Here is a 25,153-nt window from a genome sequence, read left to right on the forward strand (position 1 = left end):
TGATCGTGCGTGGGCTCAAGCCCTCGCCACGAACGTCCCCGCTCACCATGGGCTTTCCGGAATTCCCGGCTCCGGGCAGGTGTGGTTCGTGGACGCCCTCTAGCGTGATCACGCGAAGGTCGAGGACCGCGTGAAAGGGGGCGAACGGGTCGGCCTCGGGCTGCTGCTTACGAAGTCCTGGCAGATGAACGCCGCCTGGGTGCTGGTCGCTCTTCTCTATGGCCAACCGCGGATATATGGATCCCGTGCAGTGAGATCACCGGGATCGAAGCTGCGCGCAGGCCGCCACGTTCCGCTGCCGCCTGCGGGCCGCGGGCGCGCGGAGGGCCTCGTCGATCTGGGCCTCTCCGTGCGCCCGCCCGCTTTCCACGCGGCGACACCGAGCAGTACGGATGGGACCGGGCGGCGTTACGACACGGTCAGGTAGATCTTGCGCACGGTTTCGATGGTCTTCCAGACACCGACGTAGCCCGGCTTCATGACAAAGCTGTCGCCAGCCTTGTAGATCACCGGCTCACCACCTTCCGGCGTGAGTTCGACGACGCCGGAAAGGATGTGGCAGAACTCGAAGGTCTCGCCCTTGATCGAGCGCGTCTCGCCGGGCGTGGCTTCCCAGACACCCGTGTTGATCGTTCCCTCACGGGCACTGTCCTGGGCCCAGGTCTTGTACGCCGGGTCGCCGGAGATCAGGCGTTCCGGCAGCGGGCCGGACTCGCTGGGTGCGAAGGAGGGATCAGTGTCGATGGTCTTCAGGAGCGACATGCTTTTTCCTCTATTGGTTTCGGAAGCGATGCGAATGGGATCAGCGCCTGACGGCTGCGCTCCACGGTCACGGCACGCAGCAGGTCGGTGAGCCTCTCGGCGGGTGACAGGCCCTTCTGCTGAGCAGGTGGGCCACGCGCGGTCGGCGGCGAGGACTTCGTTGGCTGCCGGTGCTGCCCACGCCGGCTGCCGACCGGTCAGCGGATGCGGTCCAGCGTCTTGTAGTAGGCGCCCGCGAAGGGCAGGAACCAGGCGGTGCCGTTGTAGAGGGGGATGCGGGGCGGGGCGATGTCGCGGACGGGGCTGACCTCGGGGTGGCCGTCCATCACCTCGGCCACGACGTGCCCCATGTGGGTGGCCATCTGGACGCCGTGCCCGGCGTATCCCATGGAGTAGTAGACGCCGTCCTCGCTCTGCCCAGCGTGCACGATGCGGTCCATGGCGAAGCCGACGGAGCCGCCCCACACGTACTCGACCTTCGTGCGGGAGAGCTGGGGGAAGATCTCGCACATCTCACGGAACAGAACCTGTCCGCTCTTCTTGTCCGAGGTGGGGTCGGACGGTGCGAAGCGGGCGCGGCCGCCGAACAGCAGCCGGTTGTCCGGGGTGAGCCGGAAGTAGTGGCAGACCTTGTTGGAGTCGACGAGGAGGCGGGCCTTGGGGATGATGTCCCGGGCAAGCTCCTCGCCGAGCGGCTCGGTGACGATGATGAAGCTGCCCACGCAGACCTGCTGGCGGCGCAGCCACGGGAAGTTCTTGTCGGTGTAGGCGTCGGTGGCCATCATGACCTGCCCGGCACGCATGACACCGCGCTCGGTCTGCACCTCGAAACGGCCGGCGGCGGTACGCCGCACGGCGATGGCCGCGTTGCGCTCGTGGATCTCGACACCGGTGCGCTCGCACGCCTCGGCCATCCCGCGCACGAAGCGGCCCACGTGCAGTGCGGCGCTGAACGGGTCGAGCAGCCCGCCGTGGTAGGCATCGGATCCGATTTCGGAACGCAGCTCGGACTTGCCGATCAGAGTGGTCTCGTGTCCGAAGTACTTGGCCAGGTCGCGCTGCTTGGCCTTCTGGCTCTCGAAGTGAGCGGGGCGGGACGCGAGGCCCAGGCGTCCGACACGGCGGAACTGGCAGTCGATGGACTCCTCGTTCACGAGCCGCTCGACGGTGTCCACGGCCTCGCCGTAGGAGTTGTAGATCTCCCGGGCCCGCTCGAGGCCGTACCGGCGGATGGCCTGCCCCACGCCGATGGTGAAGCCCAGGTTGGCCATGCCGCCGTTGCGCGCGGAGGCACCGGAGCCGATCTGGCCCTTCTCGACGAGGGTGACGCGGGCGCCCTTGCGGGCGGAGTGCAGGGCGGTGGACAGACCCGTCAGGCCGGCGCCGACGACCACCAGGTCGGTGTCCTCGGTCAGCGGCTTGCCGGACCGGTCGGGAAACGCCCCGGCGGTTTCCATCCAGTAGGGAATCGTCTTCATGTCGGGTCCTTAGCGGGAAGTTTCGAAGGCGCGGCCGGGCACCACCAGGAGCGCGGCCTACGGGACTGCGGTCGCTGATCCGCGGGGGTGCATCCGGATCAGCGGCATGGAACGGTTGCAGACGCGGGCGAGGAGGCGGGCCTCGCCCGCGGTCGGCGCGATATCAGGTCGACGATCAGGCCGACGCCGGCCACAGCCCTCACGGGCCGCCGATGTAGCGCCTGCCGTCGGCGTCGTCGACGTACGGTCCCTCCCCTCGCTGGACGACGAGGAGGTCCTCGCCCTCGGGGCCGAACGAGCCGTTGGCGGTCATGCGGCGGTCTCGCCTGCGGGGTTGGCAACGCCTGCCGTGTTCTCCACCGAGAGCAGCGAGCCCTGCTTTCCGGAGCCGATCCAGCGCACCAGGGCCACCAAGCCCAGGGCGAGGATGGCAAAGGCGGTGAGCAGCGCGCTGACCGCGGTCACGCTGGGGTCGATTTCGAAGGTCAGCGAGTTGTAGACCTGCACCGGCAGCGTGACGGTGTTGACCGAGGAGAGGAACTGGGAGATGTAGAACTCGTCGAAGCTGGTGATGAAGGAGAAGATCGCCGCCGCGATCATGCCCGGCGCGGCGAGGGGGAAGGTGATCTTCCGGGCGATGGTGAGGCGCCCGGCGCCCATGCTCGCGGCGGCGTCCTCAAGGCGTTCGTCGATGCCGCGCAGGGTTGCCACCAGGATCAGCACCGCGATCGGCGAGGCCAGCACGGTGTGGCCGAGGGCGATGGCGATGGGGCTGCCCAGCATCGCCGCGGGTTCGAAGAACAGGAACAGCCCGAGTGCGGTGACGATCTGCGGGATGATCAGCGGCCCGAGGACCAGGGCGTAGACCGCCGAACGCAGCGGCAGTTCACTGCGCGTCAGCGCGGTCGCGGCGGTGACACCGATGATCAAGGAGAACACGGTGCTCAGAGCCGCGATCAGAGCGCTCAGGGACAGCGCGGCGGGCCATTTGCTGCCGTCGGCGAACAGGGCCTTGTACCAGTTCAGCGTCCACGTCTGGGGCGGGAACGAGGCGAAGGCGTTGTTGCTGAAGGAGGTGACCAGGATGACCACGATCGGCAGCGCCAGGAACAGCAGGATCACGGTGGCCACCGCCGTGAGAGCGATGCGGCCGGTGAGGGACTTGCGCAGTTCCATCATGTCGCGCTCCTCTTCTTACGGCTGGCACCGAGGGAGGTGACGGCCTTGACCAGCAGCAGTCCCGCGAGGGTGAGCACCAGCAGGATGACGCCTTGCGCGGCGGCTCCGTTCCACTGGTTCTCCTTGGTGACCTGCTGGTTGATGAGGGTGGCGATCATCGTCTGGTTGGGGCCGCCCATCAGGGCCGGGGTGATGTAGTAACCCAGCGACAGGATGAAGCTGAGCAGTCCGGCACTGGCCAGCCCCGGGGCGACCAACGGCAGGTAGATACGGCGGAAGATGGTCACCTTGCCCGCGCCCATGCTGGACGCGGCCGCCAGCAGACGCCGGTCCACCCCCCGCATCACCCCGTACAGCAGCAGCACCGTGTACGGCAGCATCATCGACGTGGTGCCGATGACCACACCCAGCTCGTTGTAGAGCAGCTGGAACGGCGCTCCGGGCACCGACATGGCGGTCAGGGTCTCGTTCACCAGGCCCTTGTCACCGAGCATGATGATCCAGCCGTAGGTGCGCACCAGGGCGCTGATGAAGTGCGGGACGACGACGACCAGCATGGCCAGACCCGCGAGGATGGGCTTGAGCCGGGTGATCGCCTGGGCCAACATGAAGCCGAAGACCAGGCTGAGCACCGCTGTCTCGGCGGAGATCCGCAGGGTGGTGATCAGGACGGAGAGGTTGACGCCGGTCAGGGCATCGGCGTACCAGTGCAGTGTGAAGGATCCGTCGGCGTTCTTCAGGCTGAGGAGCAGGGTGCTGAAGATCGGGTAGACGAACAGCACCAGCAGATAGACGACGACCGGCAGTGCGTACAGGATTCCGACCCGGGCTCGGCGTGATGCGAGCAGTTTGCGCGGGCGCGCGGGGGCGGTGGCGGTGAGGGTGGCGGCCATGACTCACCCTGCCTTTTCGTCGGCGAAGAGGTTGACGTCCTCGGCGTCGGTGCTGATCCCGACCCGCTCGCCGGCGACCGGGCCGCGGCCGGCGGGTACTTCCAAGCGCAGCAGCGGCGCCTCTTTGCCCTCGATGCGCACCCCCGCCCGCACCAGCGTGCCGACGTAGGTGGCAGTCTCCACCGTGCCGGTACAGAACCCGTCATCGGCGGCACAGGCCCGCAGCCGACCCGGCTGAACGGCGACCTTCACAGACACGCCGGAGGGCAGGTCGTGGCGGCGGGCCTTGATCAAGCCGCCACTGTTGTCGAGGCGGACCAGGGTGTGGGCGTCGGTGTGCTGCTCGATACGGCCGGGCAGGAAGTTCGCCGCGCCGAGGAAGTCCGCCACGAACGGCGTCCTGGGCCGCTCGAACAGCTCCCTGGGAGTGTCGAACTGCTCGATCAGACCGTTGCGCATCACCGCGATGCGGTCCGACATGACCAGCGCCTCTTCCTGATCATGCGTCACATAGATGACCGTCAGGCCGAGTTCCTGCTGGATGGTCTTGATCTCCACCTGGAGCTGGTCACGCAGCTTCTTGTCCAGCGCGCCCAGCGGCTCGTCCATGAGGATCACCGGCGGGCGGTACACCAGCGCCCTGCACAACGCGACACGCTGCTGCTGGCCACCGGACAGCTCACGCGGCTTACGACCACCGAAGCGGGACAGGCCCGCGATCTCCAGCGTCTCCCCCACCCGGCGGCGGATCTCGTCCTTGCCCACGCCGCGCAGGGTGAGCGGGAAGGCGACGTTCTCCTGCACGGTCATATGCGGGAAGAGCAGGTACTGCTGGAAGACGAAGCCGAGGTTGCGCTTCTGCGGGGCGAGGCGGGTGACGTCACGGTCCCCGACGGTAATGGTGCCGGAGTCGGGCTCACAGAACCCGGCGATCATCATCAGCGTCGTGGTCTTGCCCGACCCGGACGAGCCGAGGAAGGTGACGAACTCACCCGCCGCGATCTCCATCGACGCCTCGTCGACGGCGACCACATCGCCGTAGGTCTTGCGCAGGGCCACCACCGACAAAGATTTTCCGGTCGCGGTGGCCGGCTTGCCGCCGGCCACCTTCACCGGCGGTGTGGCAACACCGAAATCAGCCACGAGCCCACTCCAACCAGCGCTTGGTGACGGCCGCTTCGTTCTTCAGCCACCAGTCGACATCCGCGTCGAAACCCATGTCGTAGTACTTGGGCGCACCGGCGAGTGCGTCGCGCTCGCCCTCGCTGAGCTTCTCGTAGGCCACCGGGGACGACGGGTTCGACGGGAATGCCTTCGCCAGCGCGGCCTGGCTCTCGGCCCGCAGCGAGAAGTCCAACAGCTGGTAGGCGTTGTCCAGGTTGGCCGCGCCCTTGGCGATGGCGTAGCCCGAGAACTGGCGCCGCATGCCGTTGAGCTGCCGTTCCACCGGGACGCCCTGCTTCTGCAGGTCGGCGATCCGGCCGTCCCACACGGTGGACATCGTCACTTCCTGGCGGCTGAGCAGCACACCGGGCAGCGGGCCGCTGTCCCAGAACTTCTTGATGTCGCCCCGCAGCCGCGTCAGCACCTTGAAGGCACGGTCCACATCCAGCGGGTACAGCTTGTCCATCGGCACACCGTCGGCCAGCAGCGCGAACTCCAGCTCCGGCAGGTCACCGTCCGGGCTGCACATCGCACGACCACCCTGGAACGCTTTGGTGTCCCAGAAGTCCGCCCACGACTCGGGCTTCTTTCCGCCGAAGGCGTCCGTGCGGTAGGCGATGCACTGGCCGTAGAAGCTATGGCCGATGGCATGCTCGGTGATCTGGTTCTCGGGCATCTTGGCGCTCTTCACGCTCTTGAGCCGGTCGAGGTCCAGCTTCTCCAGCGCGCCCTGCTTGACGTATTTGAGGTGCGACACCATCGCGTCGTTGATGAGGTCGCACTGCGGGCGGCCCTGCTTGATCTGGGCGAGCAGCGGGGCGTTGTCCAGGTTCAGCACCTTCACCTGGATACCGGTCTCCTGCGTGAACGGCGTATAGATCGCCTTCTGCAGCGCCGCACCGTAGGAACCGCCGCTGTCGCGGACGACCACCGTCTTGCCGCCGCTCTTGCCGCCGCCGGCCGATGCCCGGCTGGTACCGGTACCGCAGGCGCTGAGGGCGGTCGCGGCGGCTGCACCCGCCGTGACCCCGCCTATTCCTCTCAGGAACAGTCTGCGGTCTATTCGGGTGTCTTTCATCGTGTGCCTCCTGGTGGTGCCTGCCGCAAGAAGGGGCGCGGCTGGGGACGTGGAAAGCGGCAGCCGGAGCTGGGTCTGGGGGTGATCCGCCTCGTCGTAGTCGACGCCCTGGCCTGCGGGCCGGAGGGCGGGCGCGTGGCCGTGGCGGGGTCCCGCGGGAGGGCCGGGGCGGCCAGTTCCGCGTCGGGGACGGTGAGGCCGTGCGTGCCGTAGAAGATCCGGCCGTCGGCCGGGGCATGGACGGTGTGCTCGGTGCCGTCGGCCGGGCCGAGGATGCGGCGGACGTCGCCCTCGGCCCGGTCCTGCGAGTTCTACGCGGGCGTCGCCGGCATGGACTGCGGATCCTTCGAGGTGTAGGTGCGGGACGGTGTGCGTCGCGGCTCAGAGGCCGAGCATGGTGTTGAGCTCGTCCAGGGACTTCACCGTCACGTAGTCGTACCCGTGGGTGACCGGGTCGCTGCCGCGGTCCAGGAGGACGAGGTTGCGGAAGCCCATGTCGTGCATCGGCAGCAGGTCGTAGCGGGTGTGCGAGGAGACGTGCACGAAGTCCTCGGGGGACGCGTCGAGCTGGTCGAGCATGTACTCGAACGCGGCGTAGCGGGGCTTGTAGCAGCCGGCCTGCTCCGCGGTGAAGACCGCGTGGAAGTCCGCGCCGAGCCGGGGCACGCTCTCCTCGAGGAAGGAGTTGTCGGCGTTGGAGAGGATCACCAGCTTGTAGTTCTCGCCCATCTTCTTCAGCGGTTCCGGCACATCGGCGCGCGGGCCCCAGCTGCGGACGCCGTCGCCGAGCCGCTTGCCGGCGTCGGGGGCGGCCTTGATGCCCCACTTGCGGCAGACGCCCTCGAAGGCGTCCTGCAGTGTCTGCTCGTAGGGCTTGTACTCGCCGCAGACCGAGTCGTAGCGGTAGCCGCGGAACTCCTTGACGAACTGGTCCCAGTGCTCGGCCGGGATCTGGTCGCCGACGAGCTCACGCGTGATGGGGTTCATCGGCCAGTCGATCAACGTGCCGTAGCAGTCGAACGAGACGTACTTGGGGCGCCACTGGAACGAGGGAATGGGCATGGGAGTGCTCACTTTCTTGCTGCGGGGAACTGGTTGCGGGCAACCTGATTTCGGGCATGCCCATGACAGATATGTCGGCGTGGGGTGTGGGGGGGGCGGGGTGTGGGGGTGCGGGGTGATGTCGTCGGCGCTCGCCCGGGGTCAGGTGGCGCCGACTCCTGCCGGGGCGAGGAAGTCGACGGGGTGCTCCGTGGTGCCGTCGAGCGCCAGGTCGGCGGCGATCTCTCCCATGGCGGGCGACAGCTTGAAGCCGCTGCCGGAGAATCCCGCCATGACGATGATGTCGTCCTCGCCGGGCAGATGACCGACGAGCGGGTTTCCGGACGTGGTGTAGCCCTCCATGTAGGCCGACATCCTGATGGGGTCGGGGTTCAGGTCGGGCATGAGTTCACCGATGAGCTCGCGGAAGACGCCGAGTTCCTCGGGGCGGACCGTACGGTCGAGCCGTTCGGGCTCGGGCACGGGCGCATGGTATTTGAAGGAGAGACCGAGCTTGACGGAGATGCCGTCGGGCGACGGGATCCCGAAGCAGTCGTGGGGTGTGGCGCGCACGAAGGGAGGGGCACCGCCCGCGAACCAGTCGTGGCGCGTGGGCAGGTGCCAGGAGCAGATCACCCGGCGGACGTCGATGGCCTGGGGGAGGTCCGGGAGCAGGGCGTTGATCCAGGGGCCCACGGTCACCACGGCGGCGTCCACGTGGTCCGTGCCCTGGTCGGTGACGATCTGCACCCCGCCGCCCGCCGCGGGGACGACCTCGCGCACCGTGGTGTAGCGGTGCAGCCGGGCGCCCAGCTGTTCGGCGCGGGTGGCGGCGGCCTGGATGGACGCCTCGGGTCTGATGACGGCGCCCAGCCGGTCGAGGACGGCGGTGTATCCGTCCGGAAGCCGGTGCTGGGGGTAGCGGCGGGCGAGTTCCTCCCGGTCCAGTACCTCGTGATCCAGCCCCTGGGCGGCGCTGGTGGAAAGGAGAAGGCGCATGGACGGTGAGGCGGTCCCTCCCATCACGAGGCTGCCGCTGCGGCGTCGCAGCGACCGGCCCGTCTCCTCCTGGAGCTGCTCCCACATCCGGTCCGCGAGCCGCAGCAGCGGAACATAGCCGGGCTCGCCGAGGTGGGCGGCTCGGTAGATGCGGCTCTCGCCCCCGGCCGCGCCGCGGTCGTGACCCGGTGCGTACCGGTCGTAGCCGATGACCTCGGCTCCGCGGGCGGCCAGTCGCCACATGGCCTGGCTGCCCATGCTGCCGGCTCCGATCACGGCGACGCGCTTCGGGATGCTCATGAAATCGCTCCTTTCTTCCGGTTTGGGCCCCGCTGGAATGGCGCTCACTTTCGGCCATGGAATCCTGCAGGTCAACCCATACTTCGCTGCGCCCCTGAGGCAGGGCGAGATGGCTCAGAGGAGTTCGATCAGCTTGTCGGTGAACTCGGCGGTGGTCGCGGTTCCGCCCAGGTCACGGGTGCGGACATCGGTCTTGGCCAGGACCGCGGCGATCGCGTCCGTGATGTCCCTGGCCGCGGCCTGATGACCGAGGTGGTCGAGCATCATGGCCGCTGACCAGATCGCGCCCAGCGGGTTGGCGATGCCCTTCCCCGCGATGTCGGGTGCGGAGCCGTGCACCGGCTCGAACATCGAGGGGAAGTCCCGCTCGGGGTTGAGGTTGGCCGCAGGGGCGATGCCGATGGATCCGGCGACGGCGGCCGCGAGGTCGCTGAGGATGTCGCCGAAGAGGTTGGAGGCCACGACGACGTCGAAGCGGGCCGGCTCGAGGACGAACTTCGCCGCGAGCGCGTCGATGTGCTCCTGGTCCCAGGCGACCTGCGGGAACGAGGCGGCCCGCTCGGTGACGAGCTGGTCCCAGAACGGCATGGTGTGGATGATGCCGTTCGACTTGGTCGCGGAGGTCAGGCGGCCGCCGCGCTGGGAGGCGAGCGTGAAGGCGAAGTCCAGCAGACGTGTGACGCCGGCCCGGGTGAACACCGCCTCCTGCACGGCGACCTCGTCCGGGAAGCCGCTGTTGAGCCGGCCGCCGACCTCGCTGTACTCGCCTTCCGTGTTCTCGCGCACGACGACGACATCGACCTCGCCCGGCCGTGCGCCGCGCACCGGACTGTCGATGCCTTCGAAGACACGGACGGGCCGGAGGTTGACGTACTGGCGGAAGCTGCGCCGGATGGGGATCAGCAGTCCCCACAGCGAGACATGGTCGGGCACCCCCGGGTATCCCACTGCGCCCAGCAGGATCGCGTCCGCCTCGCGCAGCCGGTCGATCCCGTCGGCGGGCATCATGGCGCCCTCCCGCAGGTACCGCTCGCACGACCAGTCGTACGACGTGTAGGAGAGGCTGAAGCCGTGGCGGCGGCCGAGAACATCGAGCACCTGCTGTGCCGGGGGCAGTACCTCGGCGCCGATGCCGTCGCCCGGGATCAGGGCGATCCGGTGGTTCGTCGTCATGGCGTCGATTGCAGCAGGGCGGTCCGAGGGGCGTCCAAGACGCAAAGCGGATCTGCCTTATAAGCGGGGCCTATCACCTGTCGGTGGCCGAGGTCGCGGCCGTGACGAACGCGGCGGCCGCGGGCGACAGGCTGCCGCGGCGGGCGACGAGGGCGATGTCCAAGGTGTTCTCCGGCTCGATGTCCAGGACGCGGGCGCCCAGCCGGCCGGCGAGGTCCCGCCAGGAATCCGTGACCACCGCCAGCCCCACCCCGGCCAGCACCAGGGGCATCAGCGACACCCGGTGCTCGGTCTCGACGGCGACGGCGAAGTCGATGCCCTGCTCCCGCAAGGCGTCGACGTAGGCACGCATCCCGGTACCCGACTGCCCGACGATCAGCCGCTGTCCCGCAAGCTCCCGTGCCTCCACCGCCGTCCGGCCGGCGAACGGGCCGTCGGCCGGCACCACCAGCACAAAACGCTGCCGCCCCAGCGCATGGGAGACGACCTCCTTGTCGGAAAGAGGACCGGCGGACGCCAGGAGTCCCAGCTCCACCGCACCCGTGCGCACCATGTCGATCACATCACGCGACCTGAACGCCGCATTGATCGCCACGGAAACGCCGGGATAGCGGCGGCTGAAGGCACTGACCAAGCTCGTCAGCGGCTCCACCGCCTGCGACGGCATCGCCGCCACATCAAGGCGCCCCTCACGCAGCTCATGCACCGCCGCAACACTCGCCCGCGCCGTCTCCAGACTCCGCACGGCCTCCCGGGCGGGCTCGATCAGGGCCCTTCCCGCCTCCGTCAGCACGGCCCTGCGCCCGATGCGATGGAACAGCTCCGAGCCCAGATCACGCTCCAGCGCCCGCACGGCCTGCGACAGCGACGGCTGCGACACGTACAGAGCCGACGCCGCACGGTTGAAGCCCCCACGATCAACGATCGCGAGGAAGTACTCCAGCTGCCGAATGTCCATACGCGCCCTCTGTCCTCGAAGAACCGATGACTCGGTCGGGTTTCGACCATGGTGGCGTGAAGATCGCCTGGACGAAGTACGGACCACCGATGCACTGGCCGTAATCGTCACCCAAGCACGGTCACAGCCGACTGAGTATTCACCGGACAGCTACGGCGCTTCGCGCCCTGCTTTCCCGGAAGGATGAAGGCGGCCGCGACTGCCGCGGCCGCCTCCGCAGGTCTGCCTACCCTCGGGCCCAGCGTTGGTTGACTCCGGTGTGGCAGTTCCACACGATCACCGCAGCGCCGTTGGCGGTGCCGGCGCCGTCGACGTCCAGGCAGAGTCCGGTCCGGACGTTGGTGACGGTTCCGTCGGTGTTCACATTCCACTGCTGGTTCGCGCCGCCGGTGCAGTCCCAGATCCGTGCGCGGGTGCCGGAGGCGGCGTTGCTCGGCACGTCCAGGCATCTGCCCATCACCCGCAGGGTCTGTCCCGTCTGAGTGAACTGCTGGTTGGTGCCGGTGTGGCAGTCCCAGATGATCATCTGGGCGCCGTTGGACGAGTTGGCACCGCTGACGTCCAGGCATCGGCCGGCGGACTGGCTCCGCAGCCGGAAGGTGGTCGGGTCCGGGTCCGGGGGATTCGGAATCGGGTCAGCACCGGTGAAGAAGCTCCAGACCTCTTGCTTGACCCAGCTCCTGGCGCCGCTCTCACAGCCGGCGCACCCGTCCACCGGACCCTGCTGGTGACCTCCGTCGAACGCGGCCCACACGACCGGATACCCCTCTCGGCAGCCCGAGTAGGCGGTGGTGATGTGGGTGCGGCTGCCCGACGCGGGCTCCGGCGGGTTCTGGGCAGTGCAGCCGTTGTTCCTGACGAACCTGTCCCGCAGTCCGCGACCGGCGCCGATGTTGTCGTTGATGCCGTGGATTCCCATGTACGCGAAGGGCTGGGTGCCCCCGCTGCACCCGCTGATCCCCCCGGGCGCGGCTATCGCGGCGACCGCACGGAAGACGTTCGGCCTGGCGCATGCGAGTGCGTAGCTCATGGCTCCGCCGTAGCTGAAGCCGAGGGCGAAGCGCTGCGTGGTGTCGACGCAGAGGTCGTTGTCGATGCGCCTGATCATGTCGTCGACGAAGGTCACGTCCTCGCCGCCGGAGTTGCCCCAGCCGTTGTTGAGGCCCTGCGGAGCCACGAAGATCGCGCTGTTGTTCGCCAGTCGCCGGAGTCCGTAGTGGGCGTAGACATCGCCGTCGCTACCGCCGCCGGCGACCTGCCCGGCGGTGCCACCCAGCCAGTGGAATCCGAAGATCAGTCGGTATGGGCGGGTGTTGTCGTAGTTCTCGGGGATGCTCAGGATGAAGGAGCGGCTCTTACCGTTGCTTTGAATCGTGTGCGTACCGTTCGTCAGTGTGGGGGCACGTCCGCATCCGGCGGTCCCCGCGAGGGCGGCCCCGGCGGTGGGCGACGTGTCGGCCGCAGCACTGACCCCTGCCATGCCGGCCATGGCCAGAACGAGCAAGGCCGCTGACACGGCTCGCCCCAACAACCATCTGTGGATCGACATCATGCGACTCCCTCGCTGCTCGGTGACACGGCTCTGACTGGTCGGTGGGGCCGCGGTTCGCCCTAAGGCTGGATGCGGTGGAGTTGGAATCGCTGGTTGGTGCTGCCGGTGGCCGCCCACTGGGAGATGCGGGCTCCGTCGGCGGTGGAGGCCTCCCACACGTCCAGGGCGAGGCCGCTCTGCCGGTTGACCAGACTGATCACGCCACCGCCGTGGTCGACTGTCCGCCACTGCTGGCCGGTGGTGTCGGTGGCCGGCTGCTGGGTGATGTCGGCGCCGCTGCCGCTACCGGCGACCTGCAGGAACAGCCCACTGTGCCCGAGCCGGATCTTGTGGTGCCCGCCATCGGAGGGCAGGAACTCGAAGTGCTGGTGGGGACCGGCGGTGATCTGCCACTGGATCAGCCGCGCCCCGGCGGCCGTGGACGCAGCGCTGATGTCGGCGGCCTTGCCGCTGTGCTGGGCCACCAGCCGGTAGGCCACACCGGCCTCCACCGGACCCGACCTGAGTGCGGACGCGCGGTAGGTGCGGCCGGCCTGGCCGGTGAACTCGATGAGATCGGCCTCGGGCCGCTTCGGCTGGACCGGCTCGTCGCTCGCTTCGTCCCGCAGGGTGAAGTCGCCGGTGAAGATCCGGCTGCGCACCCGGACGGCACCGGTCCGGTCGGGTGTGACGGTGAACTCGATCCGGCCGCTGCTCCACTCGGCGCCGACGGTGTGTCCGCCGCGGCCGCGCAGTCCGCTCACGCGCCCGGTGGGCCACGCCGCCGGCAGCGCCGGCAGCACGTGCAGTTCGCCGTTGTGGCTCTGCAGCAGCATCTCCGCGATGCCCGAGGTGGCGCCGAAGTTGCCGTCGATCTGGAAGGGCGGGTGCAGGTCGAACATGTTGGGCGCGAGCCGGTCCGTCCGCACCAGGTCCCGGATCAGCTTGTGGGCCCGGGCGCCGTCCTCCAGCCGCGCCCAGAAGTTGATCTTCCACGCGAGCGACCAGCCCGTCCCGTCGTCACCGCGCAGCTCCAGCGTCCGCCGCGCCGCCTCGTGCAACCGGGGTGTTCCGCGCTTGGTGATCTGGTTGCTCGGATGCAGACCGTAGAGGTGGGAGACGTGCCGGTGAGTCCGCTCGGTCTCCACCCAGTCGGCCAGCCACTCCTGGATGTTGCCCCTGGAGCCGACCCGCGTCGGCGCCAGCCGGTCCCGGGCCGCCAGTGCCTGCGCGCGGAAGCCGGCGTCCACACCGAGGACTTCGCCGGCGCGGGCGACGCCGGTGAACAGGTCGCGCAGGATCTGGTTGTCCATGGTGGGCCCGGCGCAGACGGTGGCGTTCGCGTGGTGAGCGAGCTCCGGAGAGTTCGACGGGTTGGTGACCAGGTGTCCGAGCGTCGGGTGGGCGACCAGGGTGTCGAGGAAGAACTGGGCGGCGCCCTTCAGGGCCGGATAGTTCGAGCGGAGGAAGTCGGTGTCACCGGTGAACAGGTAGTGGTCCCAGATCAGGGTGGCCAGCCATGCGCCACCGGTCTGCCACATCCCCCACTGCGCCCCGTCGACGACCGAGGCGCCCCGCCACGCGTCGGTGTTGTGGTGCGTCACCCAGCCGCCGGCGCCGTACTGCGCCTGTGCCACCCGGGCGCCGGTCACGGTCAAGTCGTTGATCATGTCGAAGACCGGGCGGAAGCACTCGGACAGGTTCGTCGTGTCGGCGGGCCAGTAGTTCATCGGCAGGTTGGCGTTGATGGTGAACTTCGAGTCCCAGGACGGAGCCATCTGGTCGTTCCAGATGCCCTGCAGGTTCGCCGGCTGGGTGCCCGGCCGCGAGGACGAGATGAGCAGGTACCGGCCGAACTGGAACAACAGGGCGGAGAACTGCGGGTCGTTCACCTGTGTGTGCTGCGCGATCCGTACGTCGGTCGGCTGGTCGGCCGCCGCCGTACGGCCCAGATCGATCGACACCCGGTTGAACAGCGCCTGATAGTCGGCACGATGCCGGTTGCGCAGTCCGTCGATGCCGACGCCGCGGGCGGCGTTGAGGCGGCTGCGCGCGATCCCCTGGTAGTCGCCGCCGACGTTGCGGAAGTCGACGTAGCTGGAGCCGATCGACACCAGCACCGTCACGCTGGTGGCGCCGGATATCCGCAGCGTGCCGCCCGAGCTGCTGACCGTGCCGCCGGTCACGGCGGCGCCCGCCAGGGCGAGGAACCGGACCCGCCCGGCGATGCCCTCCATGGTGCCGGAGATGCCGTCGAGGGCGATCGTGGCCCCGTCCGGGCTGGACACCGTGGTCCGTTGTGGACTGTCGAACGTGGCGGTGCAGGTGATGGAGTTGGCCCGGTCGGCCGTCAGCCGGACCACGATCACCTGGTCGGGTGCGCTGGCGAACACCTCACGCTGGTACCGCACGCCGTTCAGCACGTAGGTCGTGGTGGCCGTGGCGGTGGTGAGGTCCAGCGTCCGGTTGTACTGCGACGCACCGGTGGCGCTGCCGAAAGAGAGCCGAAGGTTTCCGACCGGCTGGTAGGCCAGCTGTCCGGCGGGGCTGCCCAGCATCGTCTGATTGATCAGGTCCTGTGCCGGCCCCCACTGATCCGCGAAGACCCGCCGCCGGATCTCCGCGATGTTGGCCGCGCCGCGGGTGTTGGCGGAGTCGTGCGGACCGCCGGCCCAGACGGTGTCCTCGTTGAGCTGCAGCCGTTCGGTGTCGATGTTGCCGAACACCATCGCGCCGAGGCGTCCGTTGCCGATCGGCAGGGCCCGCAGCCAGTCCGCGCCGGCCGGCTTGTCGTACCAGAGGGCGAGGTCGTCCGCGGCCAGAACCTTCGGCGGCGCGGCCGAGCCGGCCCTGGCGGTGGCCGTCCACCCACCCGGCACGATCCCTGCTCCAGCCACCGCCCCGGCGGCGAGGAACCGTCTGCGTGTCACCTCGGACATGTCGTTCTCCCCTCACCGGGCCGGAGCAGGTCGCTGACTTGGGTGATGACGAACCGCCGGTGAGAGGGGCGACGTTGGCCCGGTGTCCTCTCCGACGAGCCGCAGTGCGTCGCCATCGGTTCGGCCGCGGCGGCGGTCACGGTCCGCCGTGTCCGCCGTGTCCGCCGAGCCGGGCGTCGCGTCGCGCGTCAGTGTTCTGGATCTGCCATTTCTGGTTGTCGCCGCCCCAGCACGCCCACAGCTGCACCTTGGAGGTGGTGGTGTTCACGTCGAGGCAGAGGCCGGAGTGAACGCTGCGGACGGTGCCGTCAGCGCCCGCCGTCCACCGCTGGTTGTCGCCGCCGTTGCACGCCCACGTGCCGACCACGGTGCCGTTCGTCGTCCCGTTGCTGTACGCGTCCAGGCACTTCCGGCCCCCGAGTGCGGTGATCTGTCTGCCCGCCGTCAAGGTCCACTGCTGACCGGCCGAGTTGGCGCAGGTGTTCACCTGGACCTGGATGTTCGCCATGGTCCCGCCGGGGATGTCCAGGCAGCGCCCGGTGCCGGCGTTGCGCAGGAGGCTGGTCGGGGCCGGGGCGTCGCCGTCCAGGCCCCAGCTGTACCGGAGGCGCTCGCGGCCGCCGGCGCTGGGCGTGCTGAGCGTGAGGTTGGTACCGGTGCCGTGCAGTTTCTGCATGGCATACCAGTCGTCACCCTGGCCGGCGCGTATCTTTCCGCCCAGCCCGGGCCAGTAGACGGAGCCGATGCGCAGTTCCCGGAGCACCGTGGTGGTGGCCCGGAAGTAGCGCACGAAGTTGTCGGTGCTGCCGGCGTCGTGGTAGTTGAGCCCGGTGTCCATCGGCGCGCCGAACTCGTCGACGACAGTGCGGCCGGCGCAGGAGCCGATCGCGTCCCGCAGGTACGCCACCCACTGGTCGTAGGTCTTCGCGCCGCTGAAGAACGTGTAGTGGTGCAGCGACAGGAACGTGCCGTCGAGGCGGCGGTCGGCGCACAGGGACTTGATGTCGGTGTTCAGGCCGGCGCCGCTGACGAAGACGCGGTTCCGCGGAATCGACGGGCGGCTGCTGATCCAGTCGCTCACCAGGTTCGCCCACTCGCCGGCGCTGTGCCCGCCCGGTTCGTTCATCGGCTCGAAGTAGACGAGGCTGTTGGTGCCGTACCGGGCGAGCACGGTGTTCCACATCGTGTCGAAGGCGCTCGGGTCGACGATGCGACCGCCGCGGGCGGCCACCCCGTCCTCCCAGTAGGAGAGGACGACCTTGAATCCCTTCGCGGTGGCCGCGTCTATCGCGCCCGTGTACGCGCTCCACCAGCTCGTGCCGACTGTGTAGGTGTTGACCGGGAGCCGAACGGTGTTGGCGCCGAGGTTGTTCTCGAAACCGGTGTAGACGGCGTTGGCTTTCGCCACGACCGTCTGGTAGCTGTCGGAGGCGCTCAACCCGTGCAGGACCAGCGGTCCACCGTGGAAGTTGTCGCCGAGCCGGGCCCAGTTGACGCCGCGGAACTGGGAGGTGTCGGCGGCGGCCGGCGAGGCGCTCTGGGGCCCGACGACCGCCAGCGCGCCGAGAGCGGTCAGGATGCAGGCTAACGCCCGGGCGAGGTGGCGCCGGTGATGGGTGTGAGGCATGGTCGTGCCTTCCCGGTCGGCGGTGTGGTCAGTTCTGCGCTGTGCGGGCGTCTGTCGACGTCGGCCGGGCGAGCCGGCAGCCGGGCGAGCCGGCGCGGAGCTTGCCCTCTCCGCGCCGGCCCCCTCCCAGAGCGCTCGAGCAGCGGGCATGTCAGCGTCATGCCGCTGCCGTGGCGCCTGGAAAGGCTCGCTCCGTCGTCGGCACCTTTTCGCAGTCGGAGCCGCATCACTGTGTTGGCGCCGGCAATCCGTGGATCGCTTTTGACTCCCCCGTCACACGTCATGAATGGGGAACGTCACGGATCGACGACTAAAAGATTGCCAGATTGACATGGTCCATTCAAGAGGGAATGGACGCCATTTGCGGGCTTGAGCCGTCGTGCAACCAACCGGAGAAGCGGGACTATTGACGGCCACCCCTCATAACCTTTTCCGACGGCTGATTGTGGTGACGGACGTGTGTGAATCGCGGGGGTTTTCGTTATCGGCGACCGGCTTGAGCAGTCGCATTCTCATGCGCCGTAGTGCCGAAACACCGGGGCCGACCGCTTCGGCGGGCCGGGAGCAGCGCCAAGGCCACGATCAGCCGCTCAAGGGGTACCAGTTCGTCGGCGGCCCGGCCGCAGTCCGCACAGGATCGGGTGTGCCGGACGATGCGCTTACGCCACAGCGTGCTCGGTACGCCGTCCCAGCCCGCCAGCGCCGCGGTCAGCTGTGGGCACCGGGGGCTGGCTTCCAGCGCGGCGACGAGTGACCGGCTCAGCTCCAGCTGGTTGCGCATCCGCTGGACGCGCACACCCGCGTGAGCCGCGCTTGTTCCCAGCGCCGCCGCGAGCTCCGCCCTCGTCAGCCGGCCCGCGGTCTCCAGCGACCACAGCGACAGCAGCGCCCGGGCGTCCGGGTCGAGCCAACGACTGGCGCGTACGGTCTTTCGGCGATGACCGGACAGCTCGACGTGGATCAGGGCCAGGTTCTCGGCGTCGGCGTCCGGCGGGTCGGTCATCTCCTCCAGGGGCGCCGTCCGTTCGGCGTCCGCCTGCCGCCGGTGCAGATGGGTGCTGATCTGTCGTGTCGCGATCGTGGCCAGCCAGGGCCGGAAGCACTCCGGGGCGCGCAACGTGCGCAGCTCGGGAAGCACCCGCAGCATCGTCTCCTGCACCACGTCGTCGACGTCCGCAAGCTCACCCAGTGCCCTGCGCACGATCGCGTACACCAGCGGCAGGTACGTCGCGGCCAGGTCGTCGAGCGCTTGTGGATCGCCGGCCTGTGCGGCGACGACCAGGTTCGGCTCGTCGGCTCGGCCGGCCGGCTTCACGAGCCCGTACACGTGGTCTCGGGCAACACCGCCCCAGGCGCCGCGCACGTCGCCCCCGTCGCCGTCGCGCTCACGATCGACTCGCGCGCGGCCGGTCGATAACAAGGGGCCGCCCATCATCGCCCCAGCCATCCCGCGACCCCGGCGAGATCGTCCGGGCGTCTCCGGCGGCCGGCCGGGACCCGGGCGAGGATCGCCCGGATGCGCCGGGGGTCCGCGCGTAACGCCTCGGTGTTGTCGGTGGCGATGCAGCCCGGTGCGATGACGGTGACGTCGATGCCGCGCCCGCCCCACTCCTTCGCCGGGGCCTGCGCCTCGGCGACCCGGCTCTCGATCTCGGTCCCGGGGGTGCGGGCCCCGCGGTGGACAACCGCCTTCATCGATCCTCCTTCTCCATGGTGTCTGACGCCCCTTCCGCGGTGGATCGGCATGGTCCAGGGGTGACCGCGAGCAGCCGCCGGCCGGCCTGCTCCGGCCGTATGTGCGGTCCGTCGGCTGCGTGTGCCGTGCCCTGAGATGCCGCGGTCATCACCGTTTCGTCGATCCGGATGCCCAGGCCCGGCGTGTCGCCGAGCACGAAGGCGCCGTCCTCGACGTGCAGGTCCATCGCGACGCCGACCGGCGGCTGCAGGCCCTGCAGTTCGCTGGCGAGGTGGTTGGGCACCGACGTCGCGGCGTGCAGCAGCGCGACAGGCGTGTTGCCGATCGGGCTGACCGGCAGGTCGTAGGCGTGCGCCAGCGCGGCGACACGCAGGAAGTGGGTGACTCCCCAGACCGCGGCCGTCTGGACGACGTCGACGCCTCCCGCCGCGATCAGCGGGCGGAACTGTTCGAGGCCGGTGAGGTTCTCCCCGGTGGCGACCGCCGTCCGTACGGCATGGCTGACGGCGGCCAGGCCGTCGGCGTCCCAGCGCCGGACCGGCTCCTCGATCCAGGTCAGGTCAAGTGTGCGTTCCAGTTCAGCGACGTGGCGTACCGCCTGCTTGCGGCTCCAGGACTCGTTCACATCCAGCATGAGCCCTGGCCGGGTCCCGTGCGCGGCCTCGGTCAGCACCTCGCGTACGAGCGACAGCCGGTGCCGGTCACGTTCGATGTCCAGGCCGCCCTTGAGCTTCGCCGCCCTCAGACCGCGTTCGGCATAGACCCGGTAGGCGGCGACGAGCTCGTCGTCGGTGAGGCCGATGTCCAGGCCGGAGGCGTAGGCGTGGACCGTGCGGTCGCTGCCGCCGAGGAACCGCCACAGCGGCTCACCCACGGCCTGTGCCTTGATGTCCCACAACGCCGTGTCGAACGCGCCGATCGTGCCGAACACCACGCCGGCGTGCCCGGCTTTGAAGGTGTGCCGCAGCATGCGGTCGTAGAGGGCCGTCACCGCGCGCGGGTCCTGGCCGTAGAGGGCGGCGAAGATCGCCTCGGCTTCCACGTGCGGTCCCAGGCCGACTCCGGTGATCCCCTCATCGGTCTGGACGACGACGACCGGTACGGGCATGACGCCGTCGGCGTAGACGCCGTTGGCGTCACCGACAGGCCGGCCCCATCGCTGCGCCGTCGTCAGGGTTCTGTACCCGGTGATGCGCATGCGTCATCCCTTCGTCGCGCCGGCCGTCACGCCGTCGGCGATCTGGCGCTGCAGGAACAGGTAGGTCACCAACACGGGGAGCCCGGCGATCAGGACGCCGGCCGCGAAGGTGGGGATGTCGGCGGAGTACTGGCCGCGCAGTGCGGTGATGCCCACCATCAGGGTGCGGTGGTCGGCCGACGGCATCATCAGCAGCGAGATGAGCACGTCGTTCCAGCAGAACAGCGCGTCGAGGATGCCCACCGACAGCAGTGCCGGAGCACCCATCGGCAGCATGACGCGCCGGTAGACGCCGTACAGGGTGTTGCCGTCGATCCGTGCGGCGTCGACGAGCTCGGTGGGCACCGCTCGGTAGTAGCTCGTCATCAGGAAGACGGTGAACGGCAGGAACTGCGCGACGTAGGCGAGGACCAGCCCCGGATAGGTGTCGAGGAGACCGCCGTCGGCCATGATCCTGGCCAGCGGCACCATGATCACCTGGAACGGGATGAACAGTGCCACGAGGCAGACCAGGGCCAGCGCGGACGAGCCACGGAACCGCACCTGGGCCAGCGCGAACCCGGCCATGGACCCGATGAGCAGCAGCAGCGCCACGGCGCAGGCCACCACGATCACGGAGTTGAGGAAGTACCGCCCCATGCCGTCGCTGTTCCACGCGGTGCCGAGGTTGTCCCACCTCACGGTGCCGGTCAGGGAGAACCGGTCGAGGACGTACTCCCGGCGGGTCTTCATCGCGACGTTGGCGGTGAACAGCAGCGGGTAGACCGTCGCCACGGCGAGGAGCGCCATCGGCACGGCGACCGGCCATCTGCTCGGTCCCAGGGGGCGGGGCATCAGTCCTCCCTCCCCGCCCGGCGCAGCAGGCCGACCTGCAGCAGGCCCACGACCAGCATGACGAGGAAGAGGAGGGTGGACGCGGCCGACGCGAGCGCCGGGCGGCTCATCTGCCCCTGCTGGACCCAGATGTAGTACTCCGGCAGGTAGGTCGACCCTTCCGGGCCACCACTGGTCATGACGTAGAGCAGCCCGAACATCGAGGTCAGCATCCCGATCATCGTGGTGACGACGACGAACTGGATGGTGCGGGACAGCCCCGGGATGATGACGTGCCAGATCATCCGCGCGAGCGAGGCGCCGTCGACCCGTGCGGCGTCCAGGAGCGCGGGGTCCAGGGTCGAGAACCCGGCCAGGAACACCACCAGCGCCATCCCCGACGTCGCCCAGATGTGCACGCCGACGACGGTGAACATGGCTACGCCGGGATCGCCGAGCCAGTCCACCGGACCGAGCCCCGAGCCGCCGAGCACGGCGTTCAGCGGACCGTCGAAGGCCAGGAGCAGGTTGAAGATCGCGCCGACGATCACCGGTGAGAGCACAGCCGGGAAGAAGTAGACGCTCCGGAAGACCCGGTGTCCTGGCACCCGCAGATGGATGAAGGTGGCGAGCAGTCCCGGGATCGCCACCGCGACCGGCAGCAGGAGCACCAGCCAGCCGACGTTGCGCAGGGCGGTGCGGAAGAGCGGATCGTCGAGGAGCTCCGCGTAGTTGTCGAACCCGACCGTGGCGCCGTTGTGTTCGCCGTCACCGGTGAAGGAGAAGTTGACCCCCAGTCCCAGGGGCCAGAGCCGGAGCACCACGATGATCAGGACGGCGGGAGCGACCAGGATGTAGGGGGCGAGGCGGTCGGCGCGCCGGCCGTTCCGGGCGCGCGGGGACTTCGACGCAGGGCCGCGGCCGTCTACCGCCTCACCTGCTCGCGCCCCGTCGGGCCGGCCTGCTTGAGCAGCGCGGCCCGACGAACCAACGGGTGACATGGCCTCAGCTCACTTGCTCGGACGCCGCCAGTTGCTTGACCGCCGAGTCGACCGTGACCGATCCGCTCAGCAGTTGCTGGGACAGCCGCCCCATCAGGTCCACGGTCCTGGACGACAGCGCCACGTGCAGGGCGGGCTTGCCACGGTCGATCCCGGACACGATCGTGGCGACGGCCGGGCCGGCGCCCGAGACGTCCACGGTGCGGTCGGCCGCGATGGCGCCGGCGTCGGTGGTGAACGACTTCAATGCGTCGGTCGAAGTAAGGGAGCGCACCAGGTCGGCCGCGGCCTCGGGGTCCTTGGTCCACTTGGCGACGGCGTAGCCGATGCCGCCGTCGTAGGGAAGGCTCGGCGTGGCACCGGCCGTGACGACCGGCGCCTTCATGACGCCGACATCGTCGGCGTCGAGGAATTCGGCGAAGTCCTTCCAGTGCCCGACGTCCGACATCAACCCGATGACGTGGGCTGCCTTGTCGGACTGGAACACCGCGAACGCGTCGTTGAACATCGCCGTCGAGTTCGCCCCGTCGTTGTTCAGGCCTTTGTCGTCGGCCTCCTTCCAGAGCGAGAAGATCCGCTTGACCGCCGGTGAGGACCAGTCTCGTCTGCCGGCGATCCAGTCGTCGTACTGCGTGGGCGACAGGACGCCCGAGCCGAGCCCGGAGAGGAAGAACTGGATACCGATGCCTTCCTTGTTGCCCTGTGCGAGGCACCTGGCACCGGTCGCCTCGGTGATGGTCCGGCAGTCGGCGACGAACTCGTCCCAGCCGGTGGCCGGCTGCTCCGGGTCCAGCCCCGCTTTCCGGTAGAGCGACTTGTTGTAGTAGATCGGGTGACCTTGCAAGGTCACCGGAGCGGCGTAGGTCTTGCCGTCCTTGGTGAAGGCCTCCCACCCGGCCAGCCGCTTCTTGTCGTCACGGACGTACTCGTCCAACGGCAGAAGGGAGTTGGCGCGGTCACGGATCTGCCCGCCGCCGTTGAAGAGCATGACGTCCGGCCCCTTGCCGGCCTGGAGGGCGGCCCCGAGCAGGGTGTAGTACTGCTCGAAGGGCTGAGCGACGAACTCGACCGTCACGCCGGGATGCCGCTCGGCGAAGTCGGCCTTGGCCTTCTTGACGTACGAGGACGCTGTGGCGTCGCCGGACTTCCAGTCCCAGACGACGAGCTTGCCCTGCGAACCGCCGGGCGCCGCATGCGGGTCGGAGGCGCTTCCGCAGCCGGCTGAGACGACGAGCCCGGCAACCAGGATCGCCGACCACGGTAATCGCTGCTTCATTGCTGCCCCACTCTCCACAGGTGGCCGGCTGTCCGGCGATTGAGGTTGAGGAAGAACGCAACTCGTATGACGTATGTAACTCGTATGACGTATGACGTCAACCGGATGCCGTATAGTTGGCGAGCATCCGTGGTAGGGCACGGGTCCCCGGGGGGTGTCATGACGGCAGTACCGCAGTCATCCGCAGAGGCCTCCGGAGCTCCCGCCTGGAGCCGGCGCCCCGCGAACCTGGCCGTCGCGGTCACGGCTGAGCTGGTGGAGCGGATCGTCCGCGGAGTCCATCCGTCCGGCTCGCCGCTGCCCCCCGAGCCCGTGCTCTGCGAGACCTTCTCGGTCAGCCGCACCGTGGTCCGCGAGGCGGTGAAGATACTTCAGGAAAAAGGGCTGGTGCAGGTCCGTCAGGGCGCCGGCACGATGGTCACCCCGCCGGCGAAGTGGAACATGCTGGACGAGCTGGTCCTCGGCGCGACCATCGCCGAGGACGAGAGCCTGGCCATTCTCGATCACCTCGTCGCGACCCGCCGCGCGCTGGAGTCCGATATGGCCAACGTCGCCGCCCGCCTGGCGACCGCCGAGGTGATCGACCAACTGCGCACTCTGGTGGAGCGGATGGACGAGCTCGTCGACGACCCCGCCTCGTACCACGAGGAGGACCGGGCGTTCCACGACACCGTCATGCAGGCGTCGGGGAACCGCATCGGCCGTGCCGTGGTCCGTTCGCTGGAGCGCCAGGCCATCGACTCGGCCCGTTACATGGGCCGAACCGGCCGCGCCTTCTGCGTCGCGTCCAACCACGGCCATCGGCGCATCTACGAGCGGATCGCCGCGCACGACCCCAAGGGTGCGGCCGAGGCGATGTTCACCCACATCACCGAGGCGTGGGTGGTGCGCCGCAGGGGGCCGGGCGAGCCGACCCGGCTGCGGCGTTAGAGGTCGCTTTCTCCCGATGTTTCATCCCGGAACGAGTGTTTGATCCCCGGGTGTCGGGGCGCGCCACGAGAGGGTGGCCCCCGCCGCACACCGCCCACCGCGCGAGCACACCGGTCCAGGCCGCATCCTCGTTCTCCGGTCCCGCGAACATTTCTGACTCCCGGCCCACGGCAGATTCCCTGGTCGCCACCCACCCGTGTAATCAACTCCGTCTGCTTCATTGACATCTCACTCAAAAGACCTGACCTTGGGAGCGCTCCCATAACAGCCCTGCAACTGGAAGGAGTCCCCCCACATGCGCAACCAGAGTCCGTTAACCGGGCGCTCGCGGACGTCCCTACGCCGGCCTCTCCAGGCGCTCGTCATGCTGTTCGCCGTGACCGTCGGCGCCCTCGCCTGGTCGACCCCCGCCCAGGCTCACGGCACCGTCGTCGGCCCCGCCACCCGCGCGTACCAGTGCTGGAAGACGTGGGGCAGCAACCACACGAACCCGGCCATGCAGACCCAAGACCCCATGTGTTGGCAGGCCTTCCAGGCCAACTCCGACACCATGTGGAACTGGATGAGCGCGCTCCGCGACGGCCTCGGAGGCCAGTTCCAGGCGCGGACCCCCGACGGGACACTCTGCAGCAACAACCTCTCGAGGAACGCCAGTCTGGACAAGCCCGGACCGTGGAAGACCACCACCGTCGGCAACAACTTCTCGGTCCACCTGTACGACCAGGCGTCCCACGGTGCCGACTACTTCAAGGTCTATGTGAGCAAGCAGGGCTTCAACCCCAAGACCCAGACCCTGGGCTGGAGCAACCTCGACTTCATCACGCAGACCGGCCGCTTCGCCCCGGCGAAGGACATCACGTTCCCCGTCCAGACCTCCGGCTACACGGGACACCACATCGTGTTCGTGATCTGGCAGGCCTCGCACCTCGACCAGGCCTACATGTGGTGCAGCGACGTGAACTTCGGCTGAGCCGCAAAGCACCGCACACGGCACCGGCCTCTGCCGGGCGCCGGTAACCCGCCCGACCGAGCCCCGTCGGGGCAGGGGCCCCATTTGGTCACCCTGCCCCGACGGGGCTTCCTGCGTTCCTCACTTGACTCTGTCGGAACTTGGATG

Annotated in this window: 21 protein-coding genes; 2 read left to right on the forward strand and 19 right to left on the reverse strand. The window is 69.0% G+C overall.

Going from position 1 to position 25,153, the window contains the following annotated elements:
- Positions 1-408: 408 nt before the first annotated feature.
- From AB0F04_RS01045 to AB0F04_RS01135, 19 genes are all read right to left on the reverse strand, one after another.
- Positions 409-762: a cupin domain-containing protein gene (locus AB0F04_RS01045; RefSeq protein WP_362036360.1), complete on the reverse strand. Its 354-nt coding sequence runs from the start codon at positions 760-762 to the stop codon at positions 409-411.
- 197 nt (positions 763-959) lie between these two features.
- The gene (locus AB0F04_RS01050; RefSeq protein WP_362036362.1) at positions 960-2,240 is read right to left on the reverse strand and encodes an FAD-binding oxidoreductase; all 1,281 of its coding nucleotides are present in this window, start codon (positions 2,238-2,240) and stop codon (positions 960-962) included.
- A gap of 309 nt (positions 2,241-2,549) precedes the next feature.
- Positions 2,550-3,419: an ABC transporter permease gene (locus AB0F04_RS01055; protein WP_362036364.1), complete on the reverse strand. Its 870-nt coding sequence runs from the start codon at positions 3,417-3,419 to the stop codon at positions 2,550-2,552.
- On the reverse strand, positions 3,416-4,312 hold the full coding sequence (locus AB0F04_RS01060; RefSeq protein WP_362036366.1) for an ABC transporter permease: 897 nt from the start codon (positions 4,310-4,312) through the stop codon (positions 3,416-3,418). Before AB0F04_RS01060 ends, AB0F04_RS01055 begins: the two co-directional genes overlap by 4 nt.
- Before the next feature lie 3 nt (positions 4,313-4,315).
- On the reverse strand, positions 4,316-5,455 hold the full coding sequence (locus AB0F04_RS01065) for an ABC transporter ATP-binding protein (RefSeq protein ID WP_362036368.1): 1,140 nt from the start codon (positions 5,453-5,455) through the stop codon (positions 4,316-4,318).
- Positions 5,448-6,554 (reverse strand): ABC transporter substrate-binding protein, encoded by a 1,107-nt coding sequence (locus AB0F04_RS01070; RefSeq protein ID WP_362036370.1) that lies wholly within the window; start codon positions 6,552-6,554, stop codon positions 5,448-5,450. The genes AB0F04_RS01065 and AB0F04_RS01070 overlap by 8 nt, the downstream gene beginning before the upstream one ends.
- A gap of 381 nt (positions 6,555-6,935) precedes the next feature.
- Complete coding sequence (locus AB0F04_RS01075) at positions 6,936-7,616, reverse strand: haloacid dehalogenase type II (RefSeq protein ID WP_037768947.1); 681 nt, start codon at positions 7,614-7,616, stop codon at positions 6,936-6,938.
- Positions 7,617-7,757: 141 nt separating this feature from the next.
- Positions 7,758-8,894, reverse strand: a complete 1,137-nt coding sequence (gene solA, locus AB0F04_RS01080; RefSeq protein WP_362036372.1) for an N-methyl-L-tryptophan oxidase — start codon at positions 8,892-8,894, stop codon at positions 7,758-7,760.
- Between the two features lie 114 nt (positions 8,895-9,008).
- The gene (locus tag AB0F04_RS01085) at positions 9,009-10,067 is read right to left on the reverse strand and encodes a tartrate dehydrogenase (protein WP_362036374.1); all 1,059 of its coding nucleotides are present in this window, start codon (positions 10,065-10,067) and stop codon (positions 9,009-9,011) included.
- A gap of 73 nt (positions 10,068-10,140) precedes the next feature.
- Positions 10,141-11,025 (reverse strand): LysR family transcriptional regulator, encoded by an 885-nt coding sequence (locus AB0F04_RS01090; protein WP_362036376.1) that lies wholly within the window; start codon positions 11,023-11,025, stop codon positions 10,141-10,143.
- A 226-nt stretch (positions 11,026-11,251) separates the two neighbouring features.
- A complete protein-coding gene (locus AB0F04_RS01095; protein WP_362036378.1) occupies positions 11,252-12,514 on the reverse strand; it encodes a ricin-type beta-trefoil lectin domain protein in 1,263 nt (420 codons plus the stop codon).
- 122 nt (positions 12,515-12,636) lie between these two features.
- A complete protein-coding gene (locus AB0F04_RS01100; protein ID WP_362036380.1) occupies positions 12,637-15,495 on the reverse strand; it encodes a glycoside hydrolase N-terminal domain-containing protein in 2,859 nt (952 codons plus the stop codon).
- Between the two features lie 136 nt (positions 15,496-15,631).
- On the reverse strand, positions 15,632-17,122 hold the full coding sequence (locus tag AB0F04_RS01105) for a ricin-type beta-trefoil lectin domain protein (RefSeq protein WP_362036382.1): 1,491 nt from the start codon (positions 17,120-17,122) through the stop codon (positions 15,632-15,634).
- A 481-nt stretch (positions 17,123-17,603) separates the two neighbouring features.
- A complete protein-coding gene (locus AB0F04_RS01110) occupies positions 17,604-18,569 on the reverse strand; it encodes a sigma-70 family RNA polymerase sigma factor (protein WP_362036384.1) in 966 nt (321 codons plus the stop codon).
- Positions 18,554-18,817: an SDR family oxidoreductase gene (locus AB0F04_RS01115; RefSeq protein ID WP_362036386.1), complete on the reverse strand. Its 264-nt coding sequence runs from the start codon at positions 18,815-18,817 to the stop codon at positions 18,554-18,556. The genes AB0F04_RS01110 and AB0F04_RS01115 overlap by 16 nt, the downstream gene beginning before the upstream one ends.
- Positions 18,814-20,016: a mandelate racemase/muconate lactonizing enzyme family protein gene (locus AB0F04_RS01120; protein ID WP_362036388.1), complete on the reverse strand. Its 1,203-nt coding sequence runs from the start codon at positions 20,014-20,016 to the stop codon at positions 18,814-18,816. The genes AB0F04_RS01115 and AB0F04_RS01120 overlap by 4 nt, the downstream gene beginning before the upstream one ends.
- 3 nt (positions 20,017-20,019) lie before the next feature.
- Positions 20,020-20,850 (reverse strand): carbohydrate ABC transporter permease, encoded by an 831-nt coding sequence (locus tag AB0F04_RS01125; RefSeq protein WP_362036391.1) that lies wholly within the window; start codon positions 20,848-20,850, stop codon positions 20,020-20,022.
- Positions 20,850-21,830 (reverse strand): sugar ABC transporter permease, encoded by a 981-nt coding sequence (locus AB0F04_RS01130; protein WP_362036394.1) that lies wholly within the window; start codon positions 21,828-21,830, stop codon positions 20,850-20,852. The genes AB0F04_RS01125 and AB0F04_RS01130 overlap by 1 nt, the downstream gene beginning before the upstream one ends.
- A 4-nt stretch (positions 21,831-21,834) precedes the next feature.
- Entirely contained in the window at positions 21,835-23,106 is a 1,272-nt protein-coding gene (locus tag AB0F04_RS01135) for an extracellular solute-binding protein (protein WP_362036396.1), read from the reverse strand.
- Positions 23,107-23,265: 159 nt separating this feature from the next.
- Between AB0F04_RS01135 and AB0F04_RS01140 the strand changes: the two genes are divergently transcribed.
- Entirely contained in the window at positions 23,266-24,036 is a 771-nt protein-coding gene (locus tag AB0F04_RS01140; RefSeq protein WP_362036399.1) for a FadR/GntR family transcriptional regulator, read from the forward strand.
- 364 nt (positions 24,037-24,400) lie between these two features.
- On the forward strand, positions 24,401-25,006 hold the full coding sequence (locus AB0F04_RS01145; RefSeq protein ID WP_362037293.1) for a lytic polysaccharide monooxygenase: 606 nt from the start codon (positions 24,401-24,403) through the stop codon (positions 25,004-25,006).
- Positions 25,007-25,153 lie beyond the last annotated feature (147 nt).

The sequence above is a fragment of the Streptomyces sp. NPDC029041 genome (assembly GCF_040637515.1).
Lineage (GTDB): Bacteria > Actinomycetota > Actinomycetes > Streptomycetales > Streptomycetaceae > Streptomyces.

Coding starts and splice junctions, on each gene's coding strand:
- AB0F04_RS01045 (WP_362036360.1), bottom strand. CDS start 762: ATGTCGCTCCTGAAGACCATCGACACTGATCCCTCCTTCGCACCCAGC.
- AB0F04_RS01050 (WP_362036362.1), bottom strand. CDS start 2,240: ATGAAGACGATTCCCTACTGGATGGAAACCGCCGGGGCGTTTCCCGAC.
- AB0F04_RS01055 (WP_362036364.1), bottom strand. CDS start 3,419: ATGATGGAACTGCGCAAGTCCCTCACCGGCCGCATCGCTCTCACGGCG.
- AB0F04_RS01060 (WP_362036366.1), bottom strand. CDS start 4,312: ATGGCCGCCACCCTCACCGCCACCGCCCCCGCGCGCCCGCGCAAACTG.
- AB0F04_RS01070 (WP_362036370.1), bottom strand. CDS start 6,554: ATGAAAGACACCCGAATAGACCGCAGACTGTTCCTGAGAGGAATAGGC.
- AB0F04_RS01075 (WP_037768947.1), bottom strand. CDS start 7,616: ATGCCCATTCCCTCGTTCCAGTGGCGCCCCAAGTACGTCTCGTTCGAC.
- solA (WP_362036372.1), bottom strand. CDS start 8,894: ATGAGCATCCCGAAGCGCGTCGCCGTGATCGGAGCCGGCAGCATGGGC.
- AB0F04_RS01085 (WP_362036374.1), bottom strand. CDS start 10,067: ATGACGACGAACCACCGGATCGCCCTGATCCCGGGCGACGGCATCGGC.
- AB0F04_RS01090 (WP_362036376.1), bottom strand. CDS start 11,025: ATGGACATTCGGCAGCTGGAGTACTTCCTCGCGATCGTTGATCGTGGG.
- AB0F04_RS01095 (WP_362036378.1), bottom strand. CDS start 12,514: ATGGCCGGCATGGCAGGGGTCAGTGCTGCGGCCGACACGTCGCCCACC.
- AB0F04_RS01100 (WP_362036380.1), bottom strand. CDS start 15,495: ATGTCCGAGGTGACACGCAGACGGTTCCTCGCCGCCGGGGCGGTGGCT.
- AB0F04_RS01105 (WP_362036382.1), bottom strand. CDS start 17,122: ATGCCTCACACCCATCACCGGCGCCACCTCGCCCGGGCGTTAGCCTGC.
- AB0F04_RS01110 (WP_362036384.1), bottom strand. CDS start 18,569: ATGGCTGGGGCGATGATGGGCGGCCCCTTGTTATCGACCGGCCGCGCG.
- AB0F04_RS01115 (WP_362036386.1), bottom strand. CDS start 18,817: ATGAAGGCGGTTGTCCACCGCGGGGCCCGCACCCCCGGGACCGAGATC.
- AB0F04_RS01120 (WP_362036388.1), bottom strand. CDS start 20,016: ATGCGCATCACCGGGTACAGAACCCTGACGACGGCGCAGCGATGGGGC.
- AB0F04_RS01125 (WP_362036391.1), bottom strand. CDS start 20,850: ATGCCCCGCCCCCTGGGACCGAGCAGATGGCCGGTCGCCGTGCCGATG.
- AB0F04_RS01130 (WP_362036394.1), bottom strand. CDS start 21,830: ATGTCACCCGTTGGTTCGTCGGGCCGCGCTGCTCAAGCAGGCCGGCCC.
- AB0F04_RS01135 (WP_362036396.1), bottom strand. CDS start 23,106: ATGAAGCAGCGATTACCGTGGTCGGCGATCCTGGTTGCCGGGCTCGTC.
- AB0F04_RS01140 (WP_362036399.1), top strand. CDS start 23,266: ATGACGGCAGTACCGCAGTCATCCGCAGAGGCCTCCGGAGCTCCCGCC.
- AB0F04_RS01145 (WP_362037293.1), top strand. CDS start 24,401: ATGCTGTTCGCCGTGACCGTCGGCGCCCTCGCCTGGTCGACCCCCGCC.